Annotated in this window: 17 protein-coding genes (1 of these 17 only partly in view); 6 read left to right on the top strand and 11 right to left on the bottom strand. The window is 60.4% G+C overall.

What is annotated here, in order from left to right; genetic code table 11:
- The 6 genes in view from ACTG2S_RS01710 to ACTG2S_RS01685 are tightly spaced (at most 2 nt apart) and all read right to left on the bottom strand, a layout consistent with a single transcriptional unit that may run on beyond the window.
- Positions 1 to 239, bottom strand: the 5' portion of a protein-coding gene (locus tag ACTG2S_RS01710) for a tetratricopeptide repeat protein (protein WP_274161045.1). Its footprint begins 940 nt before the window's first position; the window shows 239 of its 1179 coding nt (coding positions 1-239); it begins with the start codon at positions 237 to 239; its stop codon lies off the left edge, out of view.
- Positions 240 to 241: 2 nt separating this feature from the next.
- A complete protein-coding gene (locus ACTG2S_RS01705) occupies positions 242 to 904 on the bottom strand; it encodes an energy transducer TonB (protein WP_005339371.1) in 663 nt (220 codons plus the stop codon).
- Entirely contained in the window at positions 901 to 1302 is a 402-nt protein-coding gene (locus tag ACTG2S_RS01700; protein ID WP_005339369.1) for an ExbD/TolR family protein, read from the bottom strand. The genes ACTG2S_RS01705 and ACTG2S_RS01700 overlap by 4 nt, the downstream gene beginning before the upstream one ends.
- Positions 1299 to 1829, bottom strand: a complete 531-nt coding sequence (locus tag ACTG2S_RS01695) for a MotA/TolQ/ExbB proton channel family protein (RefSeq protein ID WP_005339367.1) — start codon at positions 1827 to 1829, stop codon at positions 1299 to 1301. The genes ACTG2S_RS01700 and ACTG2S_RS01695 overlap by 4 nt, the downstream gene beginning before the upstream one ends.
- Positions 1826 to 3130 carry a MotA/TolQ/ExbB proton channel family protein gene (locus tag ACTG2S_RS01690; protein WP_274161044.1) on the bottom strand — a complete coding sequence of 435 codons (1305 nt, stop codon included), beginning with the start codon at positions 3128 to 3130 and terminating at the stop codon, positions 1826 to 1828. Before ACTG2S_RS01690 ends, ACTG2S_RS01695 begins: the two co-directional genes overlap by 4 nt.
- The gene (locus ACTG2S_RS01685) at positions 3127 to 3888 is read right to left on the bottom strand and encodes a DUF3450 domain-containing protein (RefSeq protein WP_274161043.1); all 762 of its coding nucleotides are present in this window, start codon (positions 3886 to 3888) and stop codon (positions 3127 to 3129) included. The genes ACTG2S_RS01690 and ACTG2S_RS01685 overlap by 4 nt, the downstream gene beginning before the upstream one ends.
- Positions 3889 to 4098: 210 nt before the next feature.
- Between ACTG2S_RS01685 and ACTG2S_RS01680 the strand changes: the two genes are divergently transcribed.
- Positions 4099 to 4875: a helix-turn-helix transcriptional regulator gene (locus ACTG2S_RS01680; RefSeq protein ID WP_005357256.1), complete on the top strand. Its 777-nt coding sequence runs from the start codon at positions 4099 to 4101 to the stop codon at positions 4873 to 4875.
- Between the two features lie 59 nt (positions 4876 to 4934).
- Here ACTG2S_RS01680 and glmS read toward each other — a convergent pair whose 3' ends face one another.
- Together glmS and ACTG2S_RS01670 are read right to left on the bottom strand one after the other, a co-directional pair.
- Positions 4935 to 6767 (bottom strand): glutamine--fructose-6-phosphate transaminase (isomerizing), encoded by a 1833-nt coding sequence (gene glmS / locus ACTG2S_RS01675; RefSeq protein WP_274161042.1) that lies wholly within the window; start codon positions 6765 to 6767, stop codon positions 4935 to 4937.
- Between the two features lie 56 nt (positions 6768 to 6823).
- Complete coding sequence (locus ACTG2S_RS01670; protein ID WP_100652083.1) at positions 6824 to 7597, bottom strand: DeoR/GlpR family DNA-binding transcription regulator; 774 nt, start codon at positions 7595 to 7597, stop codon at positions 6824 to 6826.
- 122 nt (positions 7598 to 7719) lie between these two features.
- Between ACTG2S_RS01670 and blrA the strand changes: the two genes are divergently transcribed.
- The 5 genes from blrA to creD all read left to right on the top strand — a co-directional run bounded on the left by blrA (position 7720) and on the right by creD (position 12745).
- On the top strand, positions 7720 to 8394 hold the full coding sequence (blrA, locus tag ACTG2S_RS01665; protein WP_013724228.1) for a beta-lactam response regulator transcription factor BlrA: 675 nt from the start codon (positions 7720 to 7722) through the stop codon (positions 8392 to 8394).
- Entirely contained in the window at positions 8391 to 9812 is a 1422-nt protein-coding gene (gene blrB, locus ACTG2S_RS01660; RefSeq protein WP_274161041.1) for a beta-lactam sensor histidine kinase BlrB, read from the top strand. The genes blrA and blrB overlap by 4 nt, the downstream gene beginning before the upstream one ends.
- Positions 9813 to 9893: 81 nt before the next feature.
- Positions 9894 to 10688 carry an OXA-12 family class D beta-lactamase gene (gene blaOXA / locus ACTG2S_RS01655; protein ID WP_274161040.1) on the top strand — a complete coding sequence of 265 codons (795 nt, stop codon included), beginning with the start codon at positions 9894 to 9896 and terminating at the stop codon, positions 10686 to 10688.
- Between the two features lie 82 nt (positions 10689 to 10770).
- Positions 10771 to 11250, top strand: coding sequence for a DUF1566 domain-containing protein (locus tag ACTG2S_RS01650; RefSeq protein ID WP_439981909.1), 480 nt, complete (start codon positions 10771 to 10773; stop codon positions 11248 to 11250).
- 118 nt (positions 11251 to 11368) lie between these two features.
- Complete coding sequence (gene creD / locus ACTG2S_RS01645; protein WP_439981908.1) at positions 11369 to 12745, top strand: cell envelope integrity protein CreD; 1377 nt, start codon at positions 11369 to 11371, stop codon at positions 12743 to 12745.
- Between the two features lie 53 nt (positions 12746 to 12798).
- On the opposite strand, the gene glmU is transcribed toward creD, so the two are convergent.
- From glmU to atpD, 3 genes are all read right to left on the bottom strand, one after another.
- Entirely contained in the window at positions 12799 to 14160 is a 1362-nt protein-coding gene (gene glmU / locus ACTG2S_RS01640; RefSeq protein WP_439981906.1) for a bifunctional UDP-N-acetylglucosamine diphosphorylase/glucosamine-1-phosphate N-acetyltransferase GlmU, read from the bottom strand.
- Between the two features lie 94 nt (positions 14161 to 14254).
- Positions 14255 to 14683: a F0F1 ATP synthase subunit epsilon gene (locus ACTG2S_RS01635; RefSeq protein ID WP_005339345.1), complete on the bottom strand. Its 429-nt coding sequence runs from the start codon at positions 14681 to 14683 to the stop codon at positions 14255 to 14257.
- Between the two features lie 18 nt (positions 14684 to 14701).
- A complete protein-coding gene (atpD, locus tag ACTG2S_RS01630) occupies positions 14702 to 16090 on the bottom strand; it encodes a F0F1 ATP synthase subunit beta (RefSeq protein ID WP_005339344.1) in 1389 nt (462 codons plus the stop codon).
- Positions 16091 to 16100 lie beyond the last annotated feature (10 nt).

Below are 16100 nucleotides of genomic sequence, written 5' to 3'. Positions count from 1 at the left end.
CTCGCCTGGGCGGTCTGTTGCAGATTGGCCGCCAGCGAGGCTTGCAACTGCGCCAGCCAGGCACGCTCGGCATCGCTATTTGGCTTGAGGCCGGACGCCTTGCTCTGGGCTTGTTGCCACTGACCGGACTGATAGAACTTCATCACGGGTTCAAGCTGACGGGAGAAGTGAGGGCTGACCTCCATCGCCAGACAGGCTTGGCCGACCAGGGCCAGCAGACAGATCCAGATCCGCAACATAGTTATGACTCCAGTTTGAATTTTAGCGTGATGACTTGCACCAGCTTGTCGGTAGCGCCCGGTCTCGGCTGATAGCGCCACTTGTTGATCGCCTGAATGGCCGCCCGCTCGAACTGACGCTTGGGCTTGGCCTCGACCACTTCCACATCCTGCACGCCACCTTCCGCATTCACGCTAAAGCGCAGGGTGACGAATCCTTCGATCCCTGACTGCTGGGCACGATAGGGGTAGACCGGCTCGATCCGTTGCAGCGGCATCAGCATGTCACCTGCGCCGATACCCGCTCCCTGCTGCTGGCCGTGGTAGTTGCCACTCAATACCGGTGCGGTACTGGTCGCCACTCCGGGGGCATAGACCTGCACCGCGCTGAGGCTGGAAACCAGATCCAGACTCGGCTCAACGGCAGCCAAGGGGGCCGCGGCAGGCATCGGCAGCGGTGTCGAGGCCAATGCTGCGGGAGGCTCTGGCAGAGGTTCAGGCTCCTGCGGCACCGGACGCTCGCGCACCTGCACCTCGGTCACCTCGTTCTGCATATTGATGACGATGGGCTTCTGTTCGCTCGCCACCTTCTCGCCCCGGGGCGGTTCAACCAGCGTGGCCATGAACAGCAGGATGCCCAGACTGAGGGCGATCCCCAGCCCCAGGCTCATCAGCTTGTATTTCATTTCGGCGCCACCGCCACGGCGATATTGGCGATACCCGCCGCCTTGGCCTCATCCATCACCCGCACCACCTTGCCATGGGGCACTCGCTCGTCGGCCTGGATCACCAGGCTGGCATCGGGCTGCTCCGCCAGCAGACGGGCGATGGTGGCCTGTACCCGCTCCACATCGATCTGCTTGCGGTCGAGGAAAATCTGACCCTGAGCCCCGATCGCCAGCATGATGCTGGAAGATTTCTGCGCCTTGGCCTGACTGGCCTGGGGTCTGTGTACCTCGAGCCCGGCTTCGCGCACGAAGGAGGTGGTGACAATAAAGAAGATCAGCATGATGAACACGATATCCAGCATGGGGGTCATGTCGATCTGCACTTCGTCACGCTGGCGTTTGGATTGCCGTCTCATTGCATTACCTTCTCTTCTCGCAGGCCGTCCCGGGTCTTGGCCAGCGCACGCTTGGCCTGACTCTCGAGCCGACTGAGTAACAACACACCGGATAGCGCCACCACCATGCCTGCCATGGTGGGGATGGTGGCGCGGGAGATCCCGCCCGCCATACTCTCCGGGTTAAAGCGGTTGGCCGCAGCCAACGCATCGAATACGCCGATCATGCCGGTCACAGTGCCCAGCAACCCCAGCATGGGGCAGAGCACCACCAGGGTGCGGATGAAGATCAGATGACGGTTCAGTTCCAGCTCCGCCTGCGCCAGCCAGCGGCTGCGGATCGCCCGGGCGTGCCAGCTGTGGCGCTCGCTGCGGGCTTGCCAGCGGCCGAGCAGCTGTTGCTGCAGCGGGCCGAAACCCAGATTGAGGTAGAGCAGCCGCTCGATCATCAAAATCCACATCAGCACCAGCAGGGCCAGAATGACCCAGAGCACCGGGCCGCCACGGCCCATGAAGCTCTGCAACTGTTGCCAGATGTCGAGCATCATGCTGCTCGCTCCATCCCGCCGTTATTGCTCTCGGCGCGCTCGGCCAGAATGCCGGCTACCTGCTGCTCCAGTACATTGGAAAGCTCGGTGAAGCGTGATTGCAGCAGGCTGTGGGCCAGGATCAGCGGAATGGCCGCAACCAGACCCTGTACCGTGGTGACCAGCGCCATGGAGATGCCGCCAGCCATGATCTTGGGATCGCCGGTACCAAACTGGGTGATGGCCTGGAAGGTGCCGATCATCCCGGTCACGGTACCGAGCAGACCCAGCATGGGGGCGATGGCCGCGATTACCTTGACCATGCCGATGCCGCGCTCCATACGAGGAGTCTCCTGCAGGATCGCCTCATCAAGACGCAGCTCGAGGGTCTCCATGCTCAGCTCGGGGTGTTTGTCTGCCACCGTCAGCACCCGGCCGAGGGCGTTGTCGGCGTGATACTCACCGCTCCTGAGCTGGCGGCGCACCAGAGTCAGTTCGCGCGAGAGACTCCACAGCCGTACCGCAGCAATTCCCAGACCGATAGCGGCCAGCAGCACGATAATGGCGCCGACCTGACCACCTTGCTGTACCTGCTGCCAGAAGGTGGGTGCCTGTGCCAGCATCGCCAGCAGAGTGCCATGAGAAGGATCCAGCGGCAGCGCTTCCCCTTCCTGACCCTGATAAGCCGCAACGGCAGAGAGCACGCTACCGGGCAGACCCAGTACCGGGCTCAAGCCTTCGGCTGTCGGTTGCAGGAAGCCTTCGCTCCCCAGCAGGGCAAAACTGCCAACCCGGGTCAGCGACTGCTCGCTGGCAGCCCCCTGGGCATCGAGCACCTTGCCGTTGAACTGAGCAATCCGGCCAGATTCGCGGATCTCCTGCAGCAGCGTGGCGGGCAGCAGGGCGAGAGCGGCACGATCCGGCACCTGTTTATCCTGTGCCATGGCTTTCAGCGGGGCGAGACGCTCCGGGTACTGGCCCTCGACGGCGGATTCGCTCAGCAGCTTGACCGCATCGCTGGCGCCCTGACGGGTGACCGCGAAGATCTCGTTCATATCGCCGGAGGCTTGCTCCCACTGGGCGTTAAGCTCGACCAGCTGCTTCTCGTTGCTGGCGAACTTGCCGGCCAGCTCCTTGCTCAGGCGCTGGGCCTCGGCCAGTCTGGCGCGGGCAGTGCCGAGCTCCTTGGCAACGGTCGCCAGATCTTGCTGAGCCTGCTGTTCACGAGCCTGTTCCTGCTGCTGCCACTCATCGGCGACAGCGGCGTTGGTACCGCAGGAGAGGGCAATAAGGAGGGGGAACCACTTCATGGTGACTCTCATGATTGGGCCTCCTGACTGCGGCTGACAGAGAGGGGGACATTGAGCAACTGGGGAACTTTCTTGTCGGCGGCCACATCCATCGCCTCGGCGATGGGGGAGAGCCACTGGCTATCGAGGGCTTGCCACTGCTTCGCCTCGGCAGACCAGCGCCATGCCTGACTGCGATCGGCAGTCATCGCCAGCAGGGAGACCCGACCCAGCGCCAGCACATCGACCCGACGCGGAGCACCATCCAGCTCCAGCTCGGCGGAATAGCTGTCCATCCGGCTGCCGTACTCGGCTTCAATCTGATAGGCCTGCAGCAGCTGACGGAATTTCTCCGCCTCGCTAACGTCTGCACGGGCCAGGGTCGCTTTCAACTGTTCAACCCGCGCCAGCCGATCTTCCTTGCGCAGCGGGATGTCGTTTTGCACCAGCTGTTCCAGATCTGCCTGCATCTGCAACATCAGCGGAATCAAGCCCTGACGGGTCTCTTGCACCGCTTCAAGCTGCTGGCTCAATTTACCCAGCTCATTTTGCTGATCGGCCACCAGAGATTGCATGTAGCGGTTGTAGGCTTCGAGGTCACGCAGTTGCAGATGGGCATTTTGCAGCTCCAGTCGTGCGGCAACGGCGGCATCGGCGGCTTTTTCCACTCGCTGCTGGGAGGCTTTCCCGGCAGCTATGCTGTTCTTGAGGGCGGGAGCAACCAGCTCATCCCCGATGGCAGCAAAGTGGACTGACAGTGGCAGCAGGGCCACACCCCATAATTTGTTCATTGAAATACATCTTACTAATGATAACTATTATCATTATCTCAAATGCAGGGCGGACTGGCAACGAGAGGATTTTCTTGGCCTTTATGCACAAAAACAGGATAATTTTTAAGCACGCACGGAATAAGTGGCTCCAATAGCCACCGCACAAATATAAATAACGATAAAAAATCTTTTCGATCAGTGTGATAGAGATCGAAAAAGGAGAAAGTAATGCTCAACGATGCGATCTGGGAACATATCGACAAGTTCACCAAGGCAACAAAAACCAGCGATATCCAGCAACTGCTGGAGCGCTTCAGTCATCAAATGGGCTTTGATTACTTTCGGCTGCTGATTATTTTCCCCATCAGCATGCAAAAATCCCACGTGGCACTGTTCAACAACTGTCCGACCACCTGGTTTGACGCCTACAGCGAAAACCAGTATCTGACCCAGGATCCGGTGGTCTATCTGGGGCTGAAACAGACCCAGCCGATCTTCTGGAACAAGCTCGACTGCGACTCGCCCTGGCTGCCCAGCGCCAGCCGCGACGTGATGAACCTGGCCGCCGATTTCGGTGTACGCAATGGCGTCTCCTTTCCGCTGCACACCCCGCAGGGGGAGCACGGCATCCTCTCATTCATCACTAAGGAGAAATCCAACTCCGACCTGATGTTTGAAAATGTCCCGCTGCTGTCGTTCTGCGCCAGCTATATCTTCAACTCCGCGCTGCAACTGATCAAAAGCAGACCGGATATGATGAAATACCTGACCGAACTGTCGGATCGGGAGAAGGAGTGCCTGTTCTGGGCCAGCGAGGGCAAGACCTCCTGGGAGATCGCCACCATCCTCGGCATCAGTGAGCGGACGGTCAACTTTCACCTGACCCAGGTGACCAACAAGACCGACTCAAAGAACCGCAGTCAGGCCATCGCCAAAGGGATCACCAGCGGCATCATAGTGCCCTCCCTCGACGAGGTAACCATCACCAACCTGCGGCTATCGTAACCCCTCAGCAGCAACAAAAAGAGCCGCAATTGCGGCTCTTTTTCATTTGAGAGAGTGACTTACTCAACGGTCACCGATTTTGCCAGGTTGCGCGGCTGGTCCACGTCAGTGCCCTTGATCAGGGCAACGTGGTAGGAGAGCAGCTGCAGCGGCACGGTATAGATGATGGGGGCGATCACCTCTTCCACATGGTTGAGGTTCATGACCCGCATGGTCTCGTCGCTCTTGAAGCCGGTGTCGGCATCGGCGAACACGTAGAGGATACCGCCACGGGCGCGCACCTCTTCCACGTTGGACTTGAGCTTCTCCAGCAGATCGTTGTTCGGCGCCACCACAATGATGGGCATCTCGGCATCGATCAGCGCCAGCGGGCCGTGCTTCAGCTCGCCAGCGGCATAGGCTTCGGCGTGGATGTAGGAGATCTCTTTGAGCTTGAGCGCCCCCTCCATGGCGATGGGGTACTGGCTGCCGCGGCCGAGGAACAGGCTGTGCTGCTTGTCGGCAAACTCTTCAGCCAAGGTTTCGATATCCTTGGCCAGTGCCAGGCTCTCTTTAATACGCAGCGGCAGGGCTTGCAGCGCCTTGACCAGTTCGGCCTCGGCGGCGGCGCTCAGGTGGCCACGGCAGTGACCGACCGAGGCCACCAGCATCAGCAGGCCAGCCAGCTGGGTGGTGAACGCCTTGGTGGAGGCTACGCCGATCTCGGCACCGGCACGGGTCATAAAGGCCAGATCCGATTCACGCACCAGCGAAGAGCCCGGCACGTTGCAGATAGCCAGCGAGCTCATGTAGCCGGATTCCTTGGCCAGACGCAGCGCCGCCAGGGTATCGGCAGTCTCGCCGCTCTGGGAGAGGGTCACCAGCAGGCTGTTGGGGCGCACTACCGATTTGCGATAGCGGAACTCGGAGGCGATCTCCACATCGCAGGATACGCCAGCGATCTCTTCGAACCAGTAGCGAGCCACCATGCCGGAGTGATAGGAGGTGCCGCAGGCGACGATCTGCACGTGCTCGACCTTGTCAAAGATGGCGCGAGCGCCGTTGCCGAACGATTCGACCACCACGTGATCGCTGCCCAGACGCCCTTCCAGGGTGTTGGTGATCGCTTTGGGCTGCTCGTGGATCTCCTTGAGCATGTAGTGACGGTATTCACCCTTGTCACCGGCATCGTGGGAGAGTTCGGACTCCTGCTCTTCGCGCACCACGGCGTTGCCGTTGGTATCGAAGATATGCACATCGCGACGGGTCACTTCGGCCACATCACCCTCTTCCAGGAAGATGAAACGACGGGTCACCGGCAGCAGCGCCATCTGGTCGGAGGCGATAAAGTTCTCGCCGATACCGCGGCCGATCACCAGCGGTGAACCGGAACGGGCAACCACCACGCGGCTGTCGTCGTGACTGTCCATCACCACGGTACCGTAGGCACCGCGCAGCTGCTTCACCGCAGTCTGCATGGCGGCCAGCAGGCTGCCGGCGCTCTTCAGCTCATGATGGACCAAATGGGCAATCACCTCGGTATCGGTGTCGGAGCTGAACACATAGCCCAGCGCCTTCAACTCTTCCCGCAGCTCTTCGTGGTTCTCGATAATGCCGTTGTGCACCACCACGATATGCTCGGAGACGTGGGGGTGAGCATTGCGTTCGGAGGGCTCGCCGTGAGTGGCCCAGCGGGTATGGGCGATGCCGGTACCACCATGGACGGACTGCTCGTCGAGCGCCTTGGCCAGCTCGGCCACCTTGCCCAGACGGCGAACCCGCTGCAACGGCTGGTTGGCGCTGAACACGGCCACACCGGCTGAGTCATAACCGCGGTACTCCAGACGGCGCAGGCCCTCTACCAGAATTTCAGCCACATCACGTTGGGCAACAGCCCCGACGATGCCACACATACACTTCTCCTTGAGATGCAAATCGTAAAGTCAGTTGGATGGTTCAGAGCTCGATGTCAGCAAGTGACCGGGGCGCAGATAAGCGTCACCCCCTGGGCTTGAATCTGTTCTCTGGCCTCGCTGGCCAGCCCCTCGTCGGTCACCAAGGTATGGATGCTCGACCAGGGAAGTTCGAGATTGGGGATCTTGCGGCCGATCTTTTCCGATTCGACCATCACAATGACCTCCCGCGATACCTCGGCCATGACCCGCGACAGGCCCACCAGCTCGTTGAAGGTGGTGGTGCCACGTTCCGGGTCGATACCGTCGGCACCGATAAAGAGCTGGTCGAAGTCGTAGGAGCGCAGCACCTGTTCCGCCACCTGCCCCTGGAAGGATTCGGAGTGAGGGTCCCAAGTGCCACCGGTCATTAACAGGGTAGGCTCATTTTCCAGCTCGCGCAGGGCTCCGGCCACATTGAGGGAGTTGGTCATCACGATGAGGCCGCGCTTGTTGCCCAGCATGGGGATCATGGCGCTGGTGGTGCTGCCGCTGTCGATGATGACGCGGTTGTGATCACGCAGCCGCTCGGCCGCCGCACGGGCAATGGCTAACTTTCGGTTCGAAACTTGTTCAGGGTTGATCTCGACCACCATCTCGCTCGGCAAAGGGACGGCGCCACCGTAACGGCGCAGCAGCAGACCACCGGTCTCCAGTACAGCCAGATCTTTACGGATGGTCACTTCGGAGGTAGAAAAGTGTTTGGCGAGGGCGTCGACACTCACTTCACCCTGCTCTTGTACCAGGGTCACTATGGTGTGGCGGCGTTGTTGAGTATTACGTTTGGTCATTTTTAAGTTTCGATTCGAAAGAACATCGAAATATTAGCCCCTTTTTCGGAAAAATAAAACAGCAAATAGGATCCGATTTGGTTCGATGCCAGAATGGGGTGCCAATTTGCGACGAGGATGCCATGCAAAAGAGAGTCATCTGGCTGGTGGAGGATGAGGCCAGCATCGCCGACACCCTGATTTACGCCCTGCAGACCGACGGGTTCGAGGTGGAGTGGTTCATGCTGGGCCAGCAGTTGCTGACACGACTGGAACAGACGCGACCCGACTTCCTGATCCTCGATGTGGGGCTGCCCGACATCAGCGGCTTCGAACTCTGCAAGCAGGTGAGGGCGCTGACCGATATCCCCCTGATGTTCCTCACCGCCCGCAGCGAGGAGATAGACCGGCTGATCGGGCTGGAGATCGGTGCCGACGACTATGTGGCCAAACCCTTCTCGCCACGGGAAGTGTGTGCCCGGGTGCGGGTCATCCTGCGCCGCAGCCAGCCCGTCGCCCCCCAGCCCAGCGCCCTGCTGGTACTGGATGAGGAGCGGGCCCGCATTCACTTTCGCGGCCAGCCGCTGGCCCTCACCCGCTACGAATATCTGCTGCTCAAGACCCTGATGCTGGCGCCGGGGCGGGTCTACTCCCGCCAGCAGCTGATGGATCTGGTGTGGCAGGATGCGGAGGAGAGTCTGGATCGCACCGTAGATACCCATATCAAGACCATCCGCGCCAAGCTGCGCGAACATGATCCAGAAGCTAACCTGATCCTCACCCATCGCGGGCTGGGCTACAGCCTGGAGCTGGCATGAGACTCGGACTGCAACTGCTGTGCGGCCTGCTGCTGATCTTCGCGCTGGCCGCCTGGTTCGTGCTGGAGATCTTCGTCGAGGAGATAAAACCGGGAGTGCGCAGCGCCACCGAGGATACTCTGGTAGACATGACCCAGCTGCTGGCGCCGCTGGCGCTCGATGATCTGAAAGAGGGGAATATGATGAACGGGCGGTTGGCCAGCGCCTTCGCCCGCCTCAACCAGAATCCCATCAATGCGATGATCGATGGCCACCTCAAGCAGCAGGCGGAGTACCGCATCTATGTCACTGACCGGCAAGGCATGGTGATTTACGACTCCGACGGTACAGATCTGGGTAAGGACTATTCCCGCTGGAACGATGTCTACCGCACCCTGCGCGGCCAGTATGGCGCCCGCAGCACCCGCACCGATCCCGACGATGCCGCCAGCTCGACCATGTATGTGGCGGCGCCGCTGCGGGAAGGGGCCGAGATCATCGGCTCCCTCACCGTCGCCAAACCCAACCGCACCCTGATGCCCGCCATCGAGCGGGGGGAACAGGAGCTGCTGCGGGCCGGCGGCCAGATGCTGCTCATCTCGCTGCTGATCGGCAGCCTGCTGGTGTGGTGGCTCAACCGCGCCATCGGCAAGCTGGTGCACTACGCCGACTCGGTCAGCAAGGGAGAGGCGGCACCGCTGCCACGGCTACACACCGTCGAGCTGGATCGGCTCGGCCGCTCGCTGGAGACCATGCGCCACCAGCTCGATGGCAAGAGCTACATCGAGGACTACGTCCATAGCCTGACCCACGAGCTGAAGAGTCCGCTGGCCGCCATTCGCGGGGCAGGGGAGATTTTGGCCGAAACGCCGCCCCCCGAAGTAGCCAAACGCTTTATCGGCAACATCAATCTGGAAACCGCCCGCATGCAGCAGCTGATCGAGCGAATGCTGCAACTCGCGCGGCTGGAGTCGGGGCAGGGGCTGGATCGCCAGTCGGTGGAACCGGCAAAACTGGGCAAGCGCACCCTCGACGCCCGCCAGATCATTGCCCAGCGCCGTCAGGTCGAGTTGATGGCCGAGCTGGCCAGCGCGCCGAAACAGAAGTGGGATCCGCTGCTGGTGGAGCAGGCCATCGGCAACCTGCTGGATAATGCCATCGACTTCTCTCCCGCCTACGGGCTGGTCACCCTGAGCGGCAGCCAGCAGGAGGAGGGCTACTGTTTTCGGGTCACCGACTGCGGCCCCGGCATTCCCGACTACGCATTGCCGCGCATCTTCGAGCGCTTCTACTCCCTGCCGCGCCCGGACAAGGGCAAGAGCAGTGGTCTGGGGCTCAGCTTCGCCCATGAGGTAGCCCACCAGCATGGCGGTCGTCTGACCCTGAGCAACCGGCCAGAGGGAGGCGCGCTGGCGGAACTCTGGCTGCCATTCACCTAGTCCCCCCTGCAACTTCACATTCCCCACACAAAGCGGCATTAGACTGCCGCTTTCTCTCATCCATTTGCTCAAGGAAATGCTATGTCCCGCCTGCTTCTCTCCAGCCTGCTGGCTGCCGGTCTGCTCGCAGCCCTGCCTGCCTCCGCCGCCAGCGGCTGCTTTCTCTATGCTGACGGCAACGGCCAGACCCTCTCCAGTGAAGGGGACTGCTCCAGCCAGCTGCCGCCCGCGTCCACCTTCAAGATCCCGTTGGCGCTGATGGGTTACGACAGTGGCTATCTGGTGGATGAAGAGCATCCGGCACTGCCCTACAAGCCGAACTACGATGGCTGGCTGCCCGCCTGGCGCGAAACCACTACCCCACGCCGCTGGGAAACCTACTCGGTGGTCTGGTTTTCCCAGCAGCTCACCGAATGGCTGGGGATGAAGCGCTTCCAGCAATATGTCGACCGCTTCGACTACGGCAATCGGGATCTCTCCGGTAATCCGGGCAAACATGACGGCCTGACCCAGGCCTGGCTCAGCTCCAGCCTCGCCATCAGTCCGGAGGAACAGGCCCGCTTCCTCGGCAAGATGCTCAGCGGCAAGCTTCCGGTCTCGGCGCAGACCCTGCAGTACACCGCCAATATCCTCAAGGTGAGCGAGATCGACGGCTGGCAGATCCACGGCAAGACCGGCATGGGCTACCCGAAAAAGCTGGATGGCAGCCTCAACCGCGATCAGCAGATCGGCTGGTTCGTCGGCTGGGCCAGCAAACCGGGCAAACAGCTGATCTTCGTCCATACCGTGGTGCAAAAGCCCGGCAAGCAGTTCGCCTCCCTCAAGGCGAAAGAAGAGGTGCTGGCCGCCCTGCCTGCACAACTTAAAAAGCAGTGATCTCGCTTCCCGCAGATAAACCCCGATAACCACGGTCAGCCCACCAGCGACGGGCTGACCACCATTCGTAAACGAGACAAACATGAAATTATTTCTATTGCTGCTCTGGCTTCCGGCCAGCATGGCGCTGGCCGCCTGCGACCTCTCCGATCGCCTGAGTCGGCAAGGGGGAATCATCCATGATCGGCTCAACCAGCTCGAATGGCAGGTGTGCAGTCTGGGCAGCGAGTGGCAGGAGGAGAAAGGGTGCATGGGCACACCGGCCCTGCTGACGCTGCTTGAAGCCAAGGATGAAGCGGCCCGCCTTGGCGAGGGGTGGCGACTCCCCACCATCGAGGAGCTCCTCACCCTGCTCGACGAAGATTGCCGGGCGCCGATGACAGACCCCAACTTCTTTCCGGACATCCATGACAACGGGGAAAATGCCGCCCCCTACTGGACATCCAGCACCATCGAGGAGATGCCGGAACTGGTCTACTACATCGACTTTATACACGGAGTGATCGATGGCCATACCGATCGCTTCGCGCAAGCCGCCCGGCTGGTGCGCACCCGCCCCTGAACAATCAGACGGCGCCTGATGGCGCCATTTTGCAACAAGTTCACCTCCACTTCACACAAGCCCATCACCACTTCACGCCAGACTGACAGACTCGCTCCACAGAACAAGGAGACGAGTCATGGTCAAACAGATATTCACACACAAAATCTTTCTGCTGCTGTTGCTCAGCCTGCTGCTGATGGTACCGGTGCAATCCATCATGGAGCTGAACCGGGAGCGGCAGATTTACCGCAATCAGGCGATCCAGAGCATCATGGCCAGCAGCAGTGGCCCGCAACGGCTGATGGGGCCGGTTATCGTGCAGCCCTATACCCGTTCGGTGACGGTCGAGCAGGATGGCAAGCGCTTCGTCCGTCAGGAGCAGACCTATCGCTACCTGCTGCCGGAACAGCTCGACGTGCAGGCCACCATGGAGGTGACTCCGCGCAAGCTCGGCATCTATCAGGCGCAGGTCTATCAGACCCGCCTCACCCTATCCGGCCGCCTGCCCACCCGGCAGAGTTTGCTGAATGACGCGACCTCACCGCTCGGTGAAACGGCCGAGCTGGTGGCGGGCAAACCCTACCTGAGCCTGGTGCTCTCCGATGCCCGCGGTATCAACAGCGTCCCCGAACTGCAACTCGGCACACAGCGGATCCCGTTTGCCCCCGGCGCCCGCCTCGGTGATGCGCTGGCGGGTATCCATGCCCCACTCGACAGCCTGCCGCAGCAGGATGGCACCTTCCATCTGGAGCTCAATCTACAGGGGATGAACGCCCTCGACATAGTCCCGCTGGGCAAGGAGAGCACCCTGCAGCTGGCGGGCAACTGGCCCCACCCCAACTTTATCGGTGACTTTCTGCCGGGCAGTCGCACCCTGAGCCCGCAAGGGTTTGAGGCCAACTGGCAAACCAGCTGGTTCGCCAGCGACATGGAGACCCGCTTCAACCGGATGATGAACGGTGGCGATAGCAATCTCTCCACCTTCAGCGTCAGTCTGGTGCAGCCGGTGGATCACTATCAGCTCAACGAACGGGCAGCCAAATATGCCCTGCTGTTTATCGGCCTCACCTTTATCAGCTTCTTCATGTTCGAGCTGCTCAAGGGGTTGAGGGTTCACCCGATCCAGTACGCGCTGGTGGGCATGGGGCTGGCCATCTTCTATCTGGTGCTGCTGGCGCTGACCGAACACCTCGGATTTGGCTGGGCCTATCTGGTGACCGCGCTGGCCAGCGTGCTGCTCAACGGCTTCTACCTCAGTCATGTGCTGGGCGGCCCGAAGCAGGGGATCGGCTTCGCAGCGCTGCTCGGGCTGGTCTATGCCATCCTCTACAGCCTGCTGCAGGCCGAAGAGATTGCCTTGCTGCTCGGCGCCCTGCTGCTGTTCGCCACCCTGGCGCTGATCATGATGCTGACCCGCAAGCTCGACTGGTATCAGGTGATGGACTACAGCGCCCCCACCACTACATGGGCGGCCCCCCAGCCATCGACCAATGACCCCAGCCATAAGTCATAAGCCCAAAAAAAACCGGCGCCATCAGGCGCCGGTTCAATTTTATTGATCGGGCATCACTTCTTCTTGACCGGACGAGTCCAGTTCTTGATATGGCGCTGGGGCACCCGGGTGATCACCAGCTCGTTCTCGGCCACATCCTTGGTGATGGTAGAACCCGCCCCCAGAGTCGCCCCCTTACCGATGCGCACCGGCGCCACCAGTTGGGTATCGGAACCGACGAACACATCATCCTCGATGATGGTCTGGAACTTGTTCACGCCGTCGTAGTTGCAGGTGATGGTACCGGCACCAATATTCACCTTTGCGCCCACCTCGGCATCCCCCAGATAGGTCAGATGACCACACTTGGAGCCAACCCCCAGACGGGCCTTCTTCATCTCGACGAAGTTGCCAACGTGGGCATCCTGCTCGAGCACAGCCCCCGGGCGTAGACGGGCAAACGGGCCGACCGAACACTGATCTGCCACCTGAGCCCCTTCAACGATGGAGTAAGGCTTCACTTCGGTGTGATCGCCGATCACGCAATCCTTCAGCACGGCACCGGCACCGATACGAACATGGTTACCGAGGGTTACCTTGCCTTCGATGATGACGTTGACGTCGATCACCACCTCTTCACCAATCTCGAGGGTTCCGCGCAGATCGAAGCGGGCCGGGTCGATCAGGGTAGCACCGGCGATCATCAGCTTCTCGGCCTGCATCTGCTGATAGCTGCGCTCAAGTTGGGCCAATTGCACCCGATTGTTGGCTCCTTCCACCTCGGCGGCGCGCTCCGGATGGACCGCAGCAATCGGGCAGCCATCGCCGTGCGCCATGGCGATCACGTCGGTCAGGTAGAACTCACCCTGGGCATTTTTGTTGTCCAAGCGGGAGAGCCAGCTGCGCAGTTGACCGCCGTTGACCACCAGCACGCCGGTATTCACTTCACGGATAGTGAGCTGTTCGGCATTGGCATCCTTCTGCTCGACGATACCGACTACCTGACCATTTTCACGGACGATGCGGCCATAGCCGGTCGGGTTGTCCAGCACCACGGTCAGCAGTGCCATCCCGTTTTCAGCCTTGGCTGCCAGCAAGCGCTGCAGGGTCTCGGGCTGGATCAGCGGGGTATCGCCGTAGAGCACCAGCACGTCGTCTTCATCCTTCCAGAACGGGATGGCCTGGGCGACGGCGTGACCTGTCCCCAGCTGCTGAGCTTGCAGCACCCAGTTCACATCAGCCGCCACGATCCGCTCTTTCAGCAGCTCGGCACCGTGGCCATAGACCAGATGCAGCTGCTCGGCACCGACCTGACGTGCAGTATCGATCACATGGGAAACCATAGGTTTGTTGGCTACCGGGTGCAGTACCTTGGGCAGGGAAGAGCGCATGCGGGTACCTTTACCCGCAGCCAGGATCACGACGTTGAGGGACATAAATTGACCTTTGGAACATGAGGAAATACTCGGCGGAGTCTATCCAACGGGTAAAAAAAAAGCGACCCGAAGGTCGCTTTTTACATCACCGTTATCAGCGGTAATTCTTTTTGACGATATCGATGACTCGCAGTTGAGCCATCGCCTTGGCCAGCTCGGTGGCGGCCTGGGCGTAGTCGATATCACCATGGGAGCTGTGGATCCGCTCTTCGGCTGCGCGCTTGGCTTCCTGGGCTTTCGCCTCATCCAAGTCGTCAGCACGAATCGCGGTGTCCGCCAGCACGGTCACGGATTCAGGTTGTACTTCCAGCATACCGCCGGAGATGTACAGCACCTCTTCAGTTCCGTTCTGCTTCACCAAGCGGACCAGGCCCGGCTTGATGGCAGTCAGCAACGGAGCATGACCGTGGCGGAGACCCAACTCACCTTCGGAGCCTGATACCTGAGCGGATTGCACGCGACCGGAAAACAGTTTTCCTTCGGCGCTCACCACGTCCAAGTGAAAGGAGATCATCTCTGCCATGGGCCCTCCTGTCGAGGCTTACAGTTTCTTGGATTTCTCGACGACTTCGTCGATACCGCCAACCATGTAGAACGCCTGCTCGGGCAGATCGTCATACTCGCCTTTCAGGATGCCCTGGAAACCACGGATGGTCTCTTTCAGCGGCACGTATTTACCTGGAGAACCGGTAAACACTTCTGCTACGAAGAACGGCTGGGACAGGAAACGCTCGATCTTACGGGCACGGGCTACGGTCAGTTTGTCTTCTTCTGACAGTTCATCCATACCCAAGATGGCGATGATGTCCTTCAGCTCTTTGTAGCGCTGCAGTACGGTCTGAACGCCACGAGCGGTCTCGTAGTGCTCTTTGCCAACCACCAGCGGATCCAGCTGACGAGAGGTAGAGTCCAGCGGGTCAACGGCCGGGTAGATACCCAGTGCCGCGATTTGACGGGACAGTACGACGGTCGCATCCAAGTGGGCGAAGGTGGTCGCCGGAGACGGGTCAGTCAAGTCATCCGCAGGCACGTAAACGGCCTGTACGGAGGTGATGGAACCGGTCTTGGTGGAGGTGATACGTTCTTGCAGAACACCCATCTCCTCGGCCAGAGTCGGCTGGTAACCTACTGCGGAAGGCATACGGCCCAGCAGTGCGGATACTTCGGTACCGGCCAGGGTGTAACGGTAGATGTTGTCCACGAAGAACAGTACGTCACGACCTTCGTCACGGAACTTCTCGGCCATGGTCAGGCCGGTCAGCGCAACGCGCAGACGGTTTCCGGGCGGCTCGTTCATCTGACCGTAAACCAGAGATACTTTGTCCAGTACGTTGGACTCCATCATCTCGTGGTAGAAGTCGTTACCCTCACGGGTACGCTCACCTACACCGGCGAATACAGAGTAACCACTGTGCTCGATCGCGATGTTACGGATCAGCTCCATCATGTTTACGGTTTTGCCTACACCGGCACCACCGAACAGACCAACCTTACCACCCTTGGCGAACGGGCATACCAGGTCGATAACCTTGATGCCGGTCTCCAGCAGATCGTTGCTGTTGGACTGATCTTCGTAGCTGGGGGCAGCGCGGTGGATAGACCAGCACTCTTCTTCACCGATCGGACCTTTTTCGTCGATTGGCTCGCCCAGTACGTTCATGATCCGACCCAGAGTCGCAGTACCGACCGGAACCTGGATGGATTTACCGCTATTCACTACTTCCAACCCACGACGCAGACCGTCGGAGGAGCCCATGGTGATGCAACGAACGACGCCGCCACCGATCTGTTGCTGAACTTCCAGCACCAGACCCTGGCCTTGACCTTCGCTAACGACCTTCAGTGCATCGTACACCTGGGGCACGGCATTCTGCGGGAACTCGATGTCCACCACAGCGCCGATGATTTGGACGATGAAACCGTTACTCATGTCAAATCCT

Source organism: Aeromonas sp. 82P (assembly GCF_051919365.1).
Lineage (GTDB): Bacteria > Pseudomonadota > Gammaproteobacteria > Enterobacterales > Aeromonadaceae > Aeromonas > Aeromonas veronii.
This window is presented reverse-complemented; position numbering and strand designations above follow the sequence as displayed.

Excerpts from the sequence above, each read along its gene's own strand:
- atpD (WP_005339344.1), bottom strand. The coding sequence starts at position 16,090 with ATGAGTAACGGTTTCATCGTCCAAATCATCGGCGCTGTGGTGGACATC.
- glmU (WP_439981906.1), bottom strand. The coding sequence starts at position 14,160 with ATGTCCCTCAACGTCGTGATCCTGGCTGCGGGTAAAGGTACCCGCATG.
- ACTG2S_RS01650 (WP_439981909.1), top strand. The coding sequence starts at position 10,771 with ATGAAATTATTTCTATTGCTGCTCTGGCTTCCGGCCAGCATGGCGCTG.
- ACTG2S_RS01700 (WP_005339369.1), bottom strand. The coding sequence starts at position 1,302 with ATGAGACGGCAATCCAAACGCCAGCGTGACGAAGTGCAGATCGACATG.
- ACTG2S_RS01705 (WP_005339371.1), bottom strand. The coding sequence starts at position 904 with ATGAAATACAAGCTGATGAGCCTGGGGCTGGGGATCGCCCTCAGTCTG.
- ACTG2S_RS01690 (WP_274161044.1), bottom strand. The coding sequence starts at position 3,130 with ATGAGAGTCACCATGAAGTGGTTCCCCCTCCTTATTGCCCTCTCCTGC.
- ACTG2S_RS01680 (WP_005357256.1), top strand. The coding sequence starts at position 4,099 with ATGCTCAACGATGCGATCTGGGAACATATCGACAAGTTCACCAAGGCA.
- blaOXA (WP_274161040.1), top strand. The coding sequence starts at position 9,894 with ATGTCCCGCCTGCTTCTCTCCAGCCTGCTGGCTGCCGGTCTGCTCGCA.
- ACTG2S_RS01670 (WP_100652083.1), bottom strand. The coding sequence starts at position 7,597 with ATGACCAAACGTAATACTCAACAACGCCGCCACACCATAGTGACCCTG.
- blrA (WP_013724228.1), top strand. The coding sequence starts at position 7,720 with ATGCAAAAGAGAGTCATCTGGCTGGTGGAGGATGAGGCCAGCATCGCC.
- creD (WP_439981908.1), top strand. The coding sequence starts at position 11,369 with ATGGTCAAACAGATATTCACACACAAAATCTTTCTGCTGCTGTTGCTC.
- ACTG2S_RS01635 (WP_005339345.1), bottom strand. The coding sequence starts at position 14,683 with ATGGCAGAGATGATCTCCTTTCACTTGGACGTGGTGAGCGCCGAAGGA.
- glmS (WP_274161042.1), bottom strand. The coding sequence starts at position 6,767 with ATGTGTGGCATCGTCGGGGCTGTTGCCCAACGTGATGTGGCTGAAATT.
- blrB (WP_274161041.1), top strand. The coding sequence starts at position 8,391 with ATGAGACTCGGACTGCAACTGCTGTGCGGCCTGCTGCTGATCTTCGCG.
- ACTG2S_RS01685 (WP_274161043.1), bottom strand. The coding sequence starts at position 3,888 with ATGAACAAATTATGGGGTGTGGCCCTGCTGCCACTGTCAGTCCACTTT.
- ACTG2S_RS01695 (WP_005339367.1), bottom strand. The coding sequence starts at position 1,829 with ATGATGCTCGACATCTGGCAACAGTTGCAGAGCTTCATGGGCCGTGGC.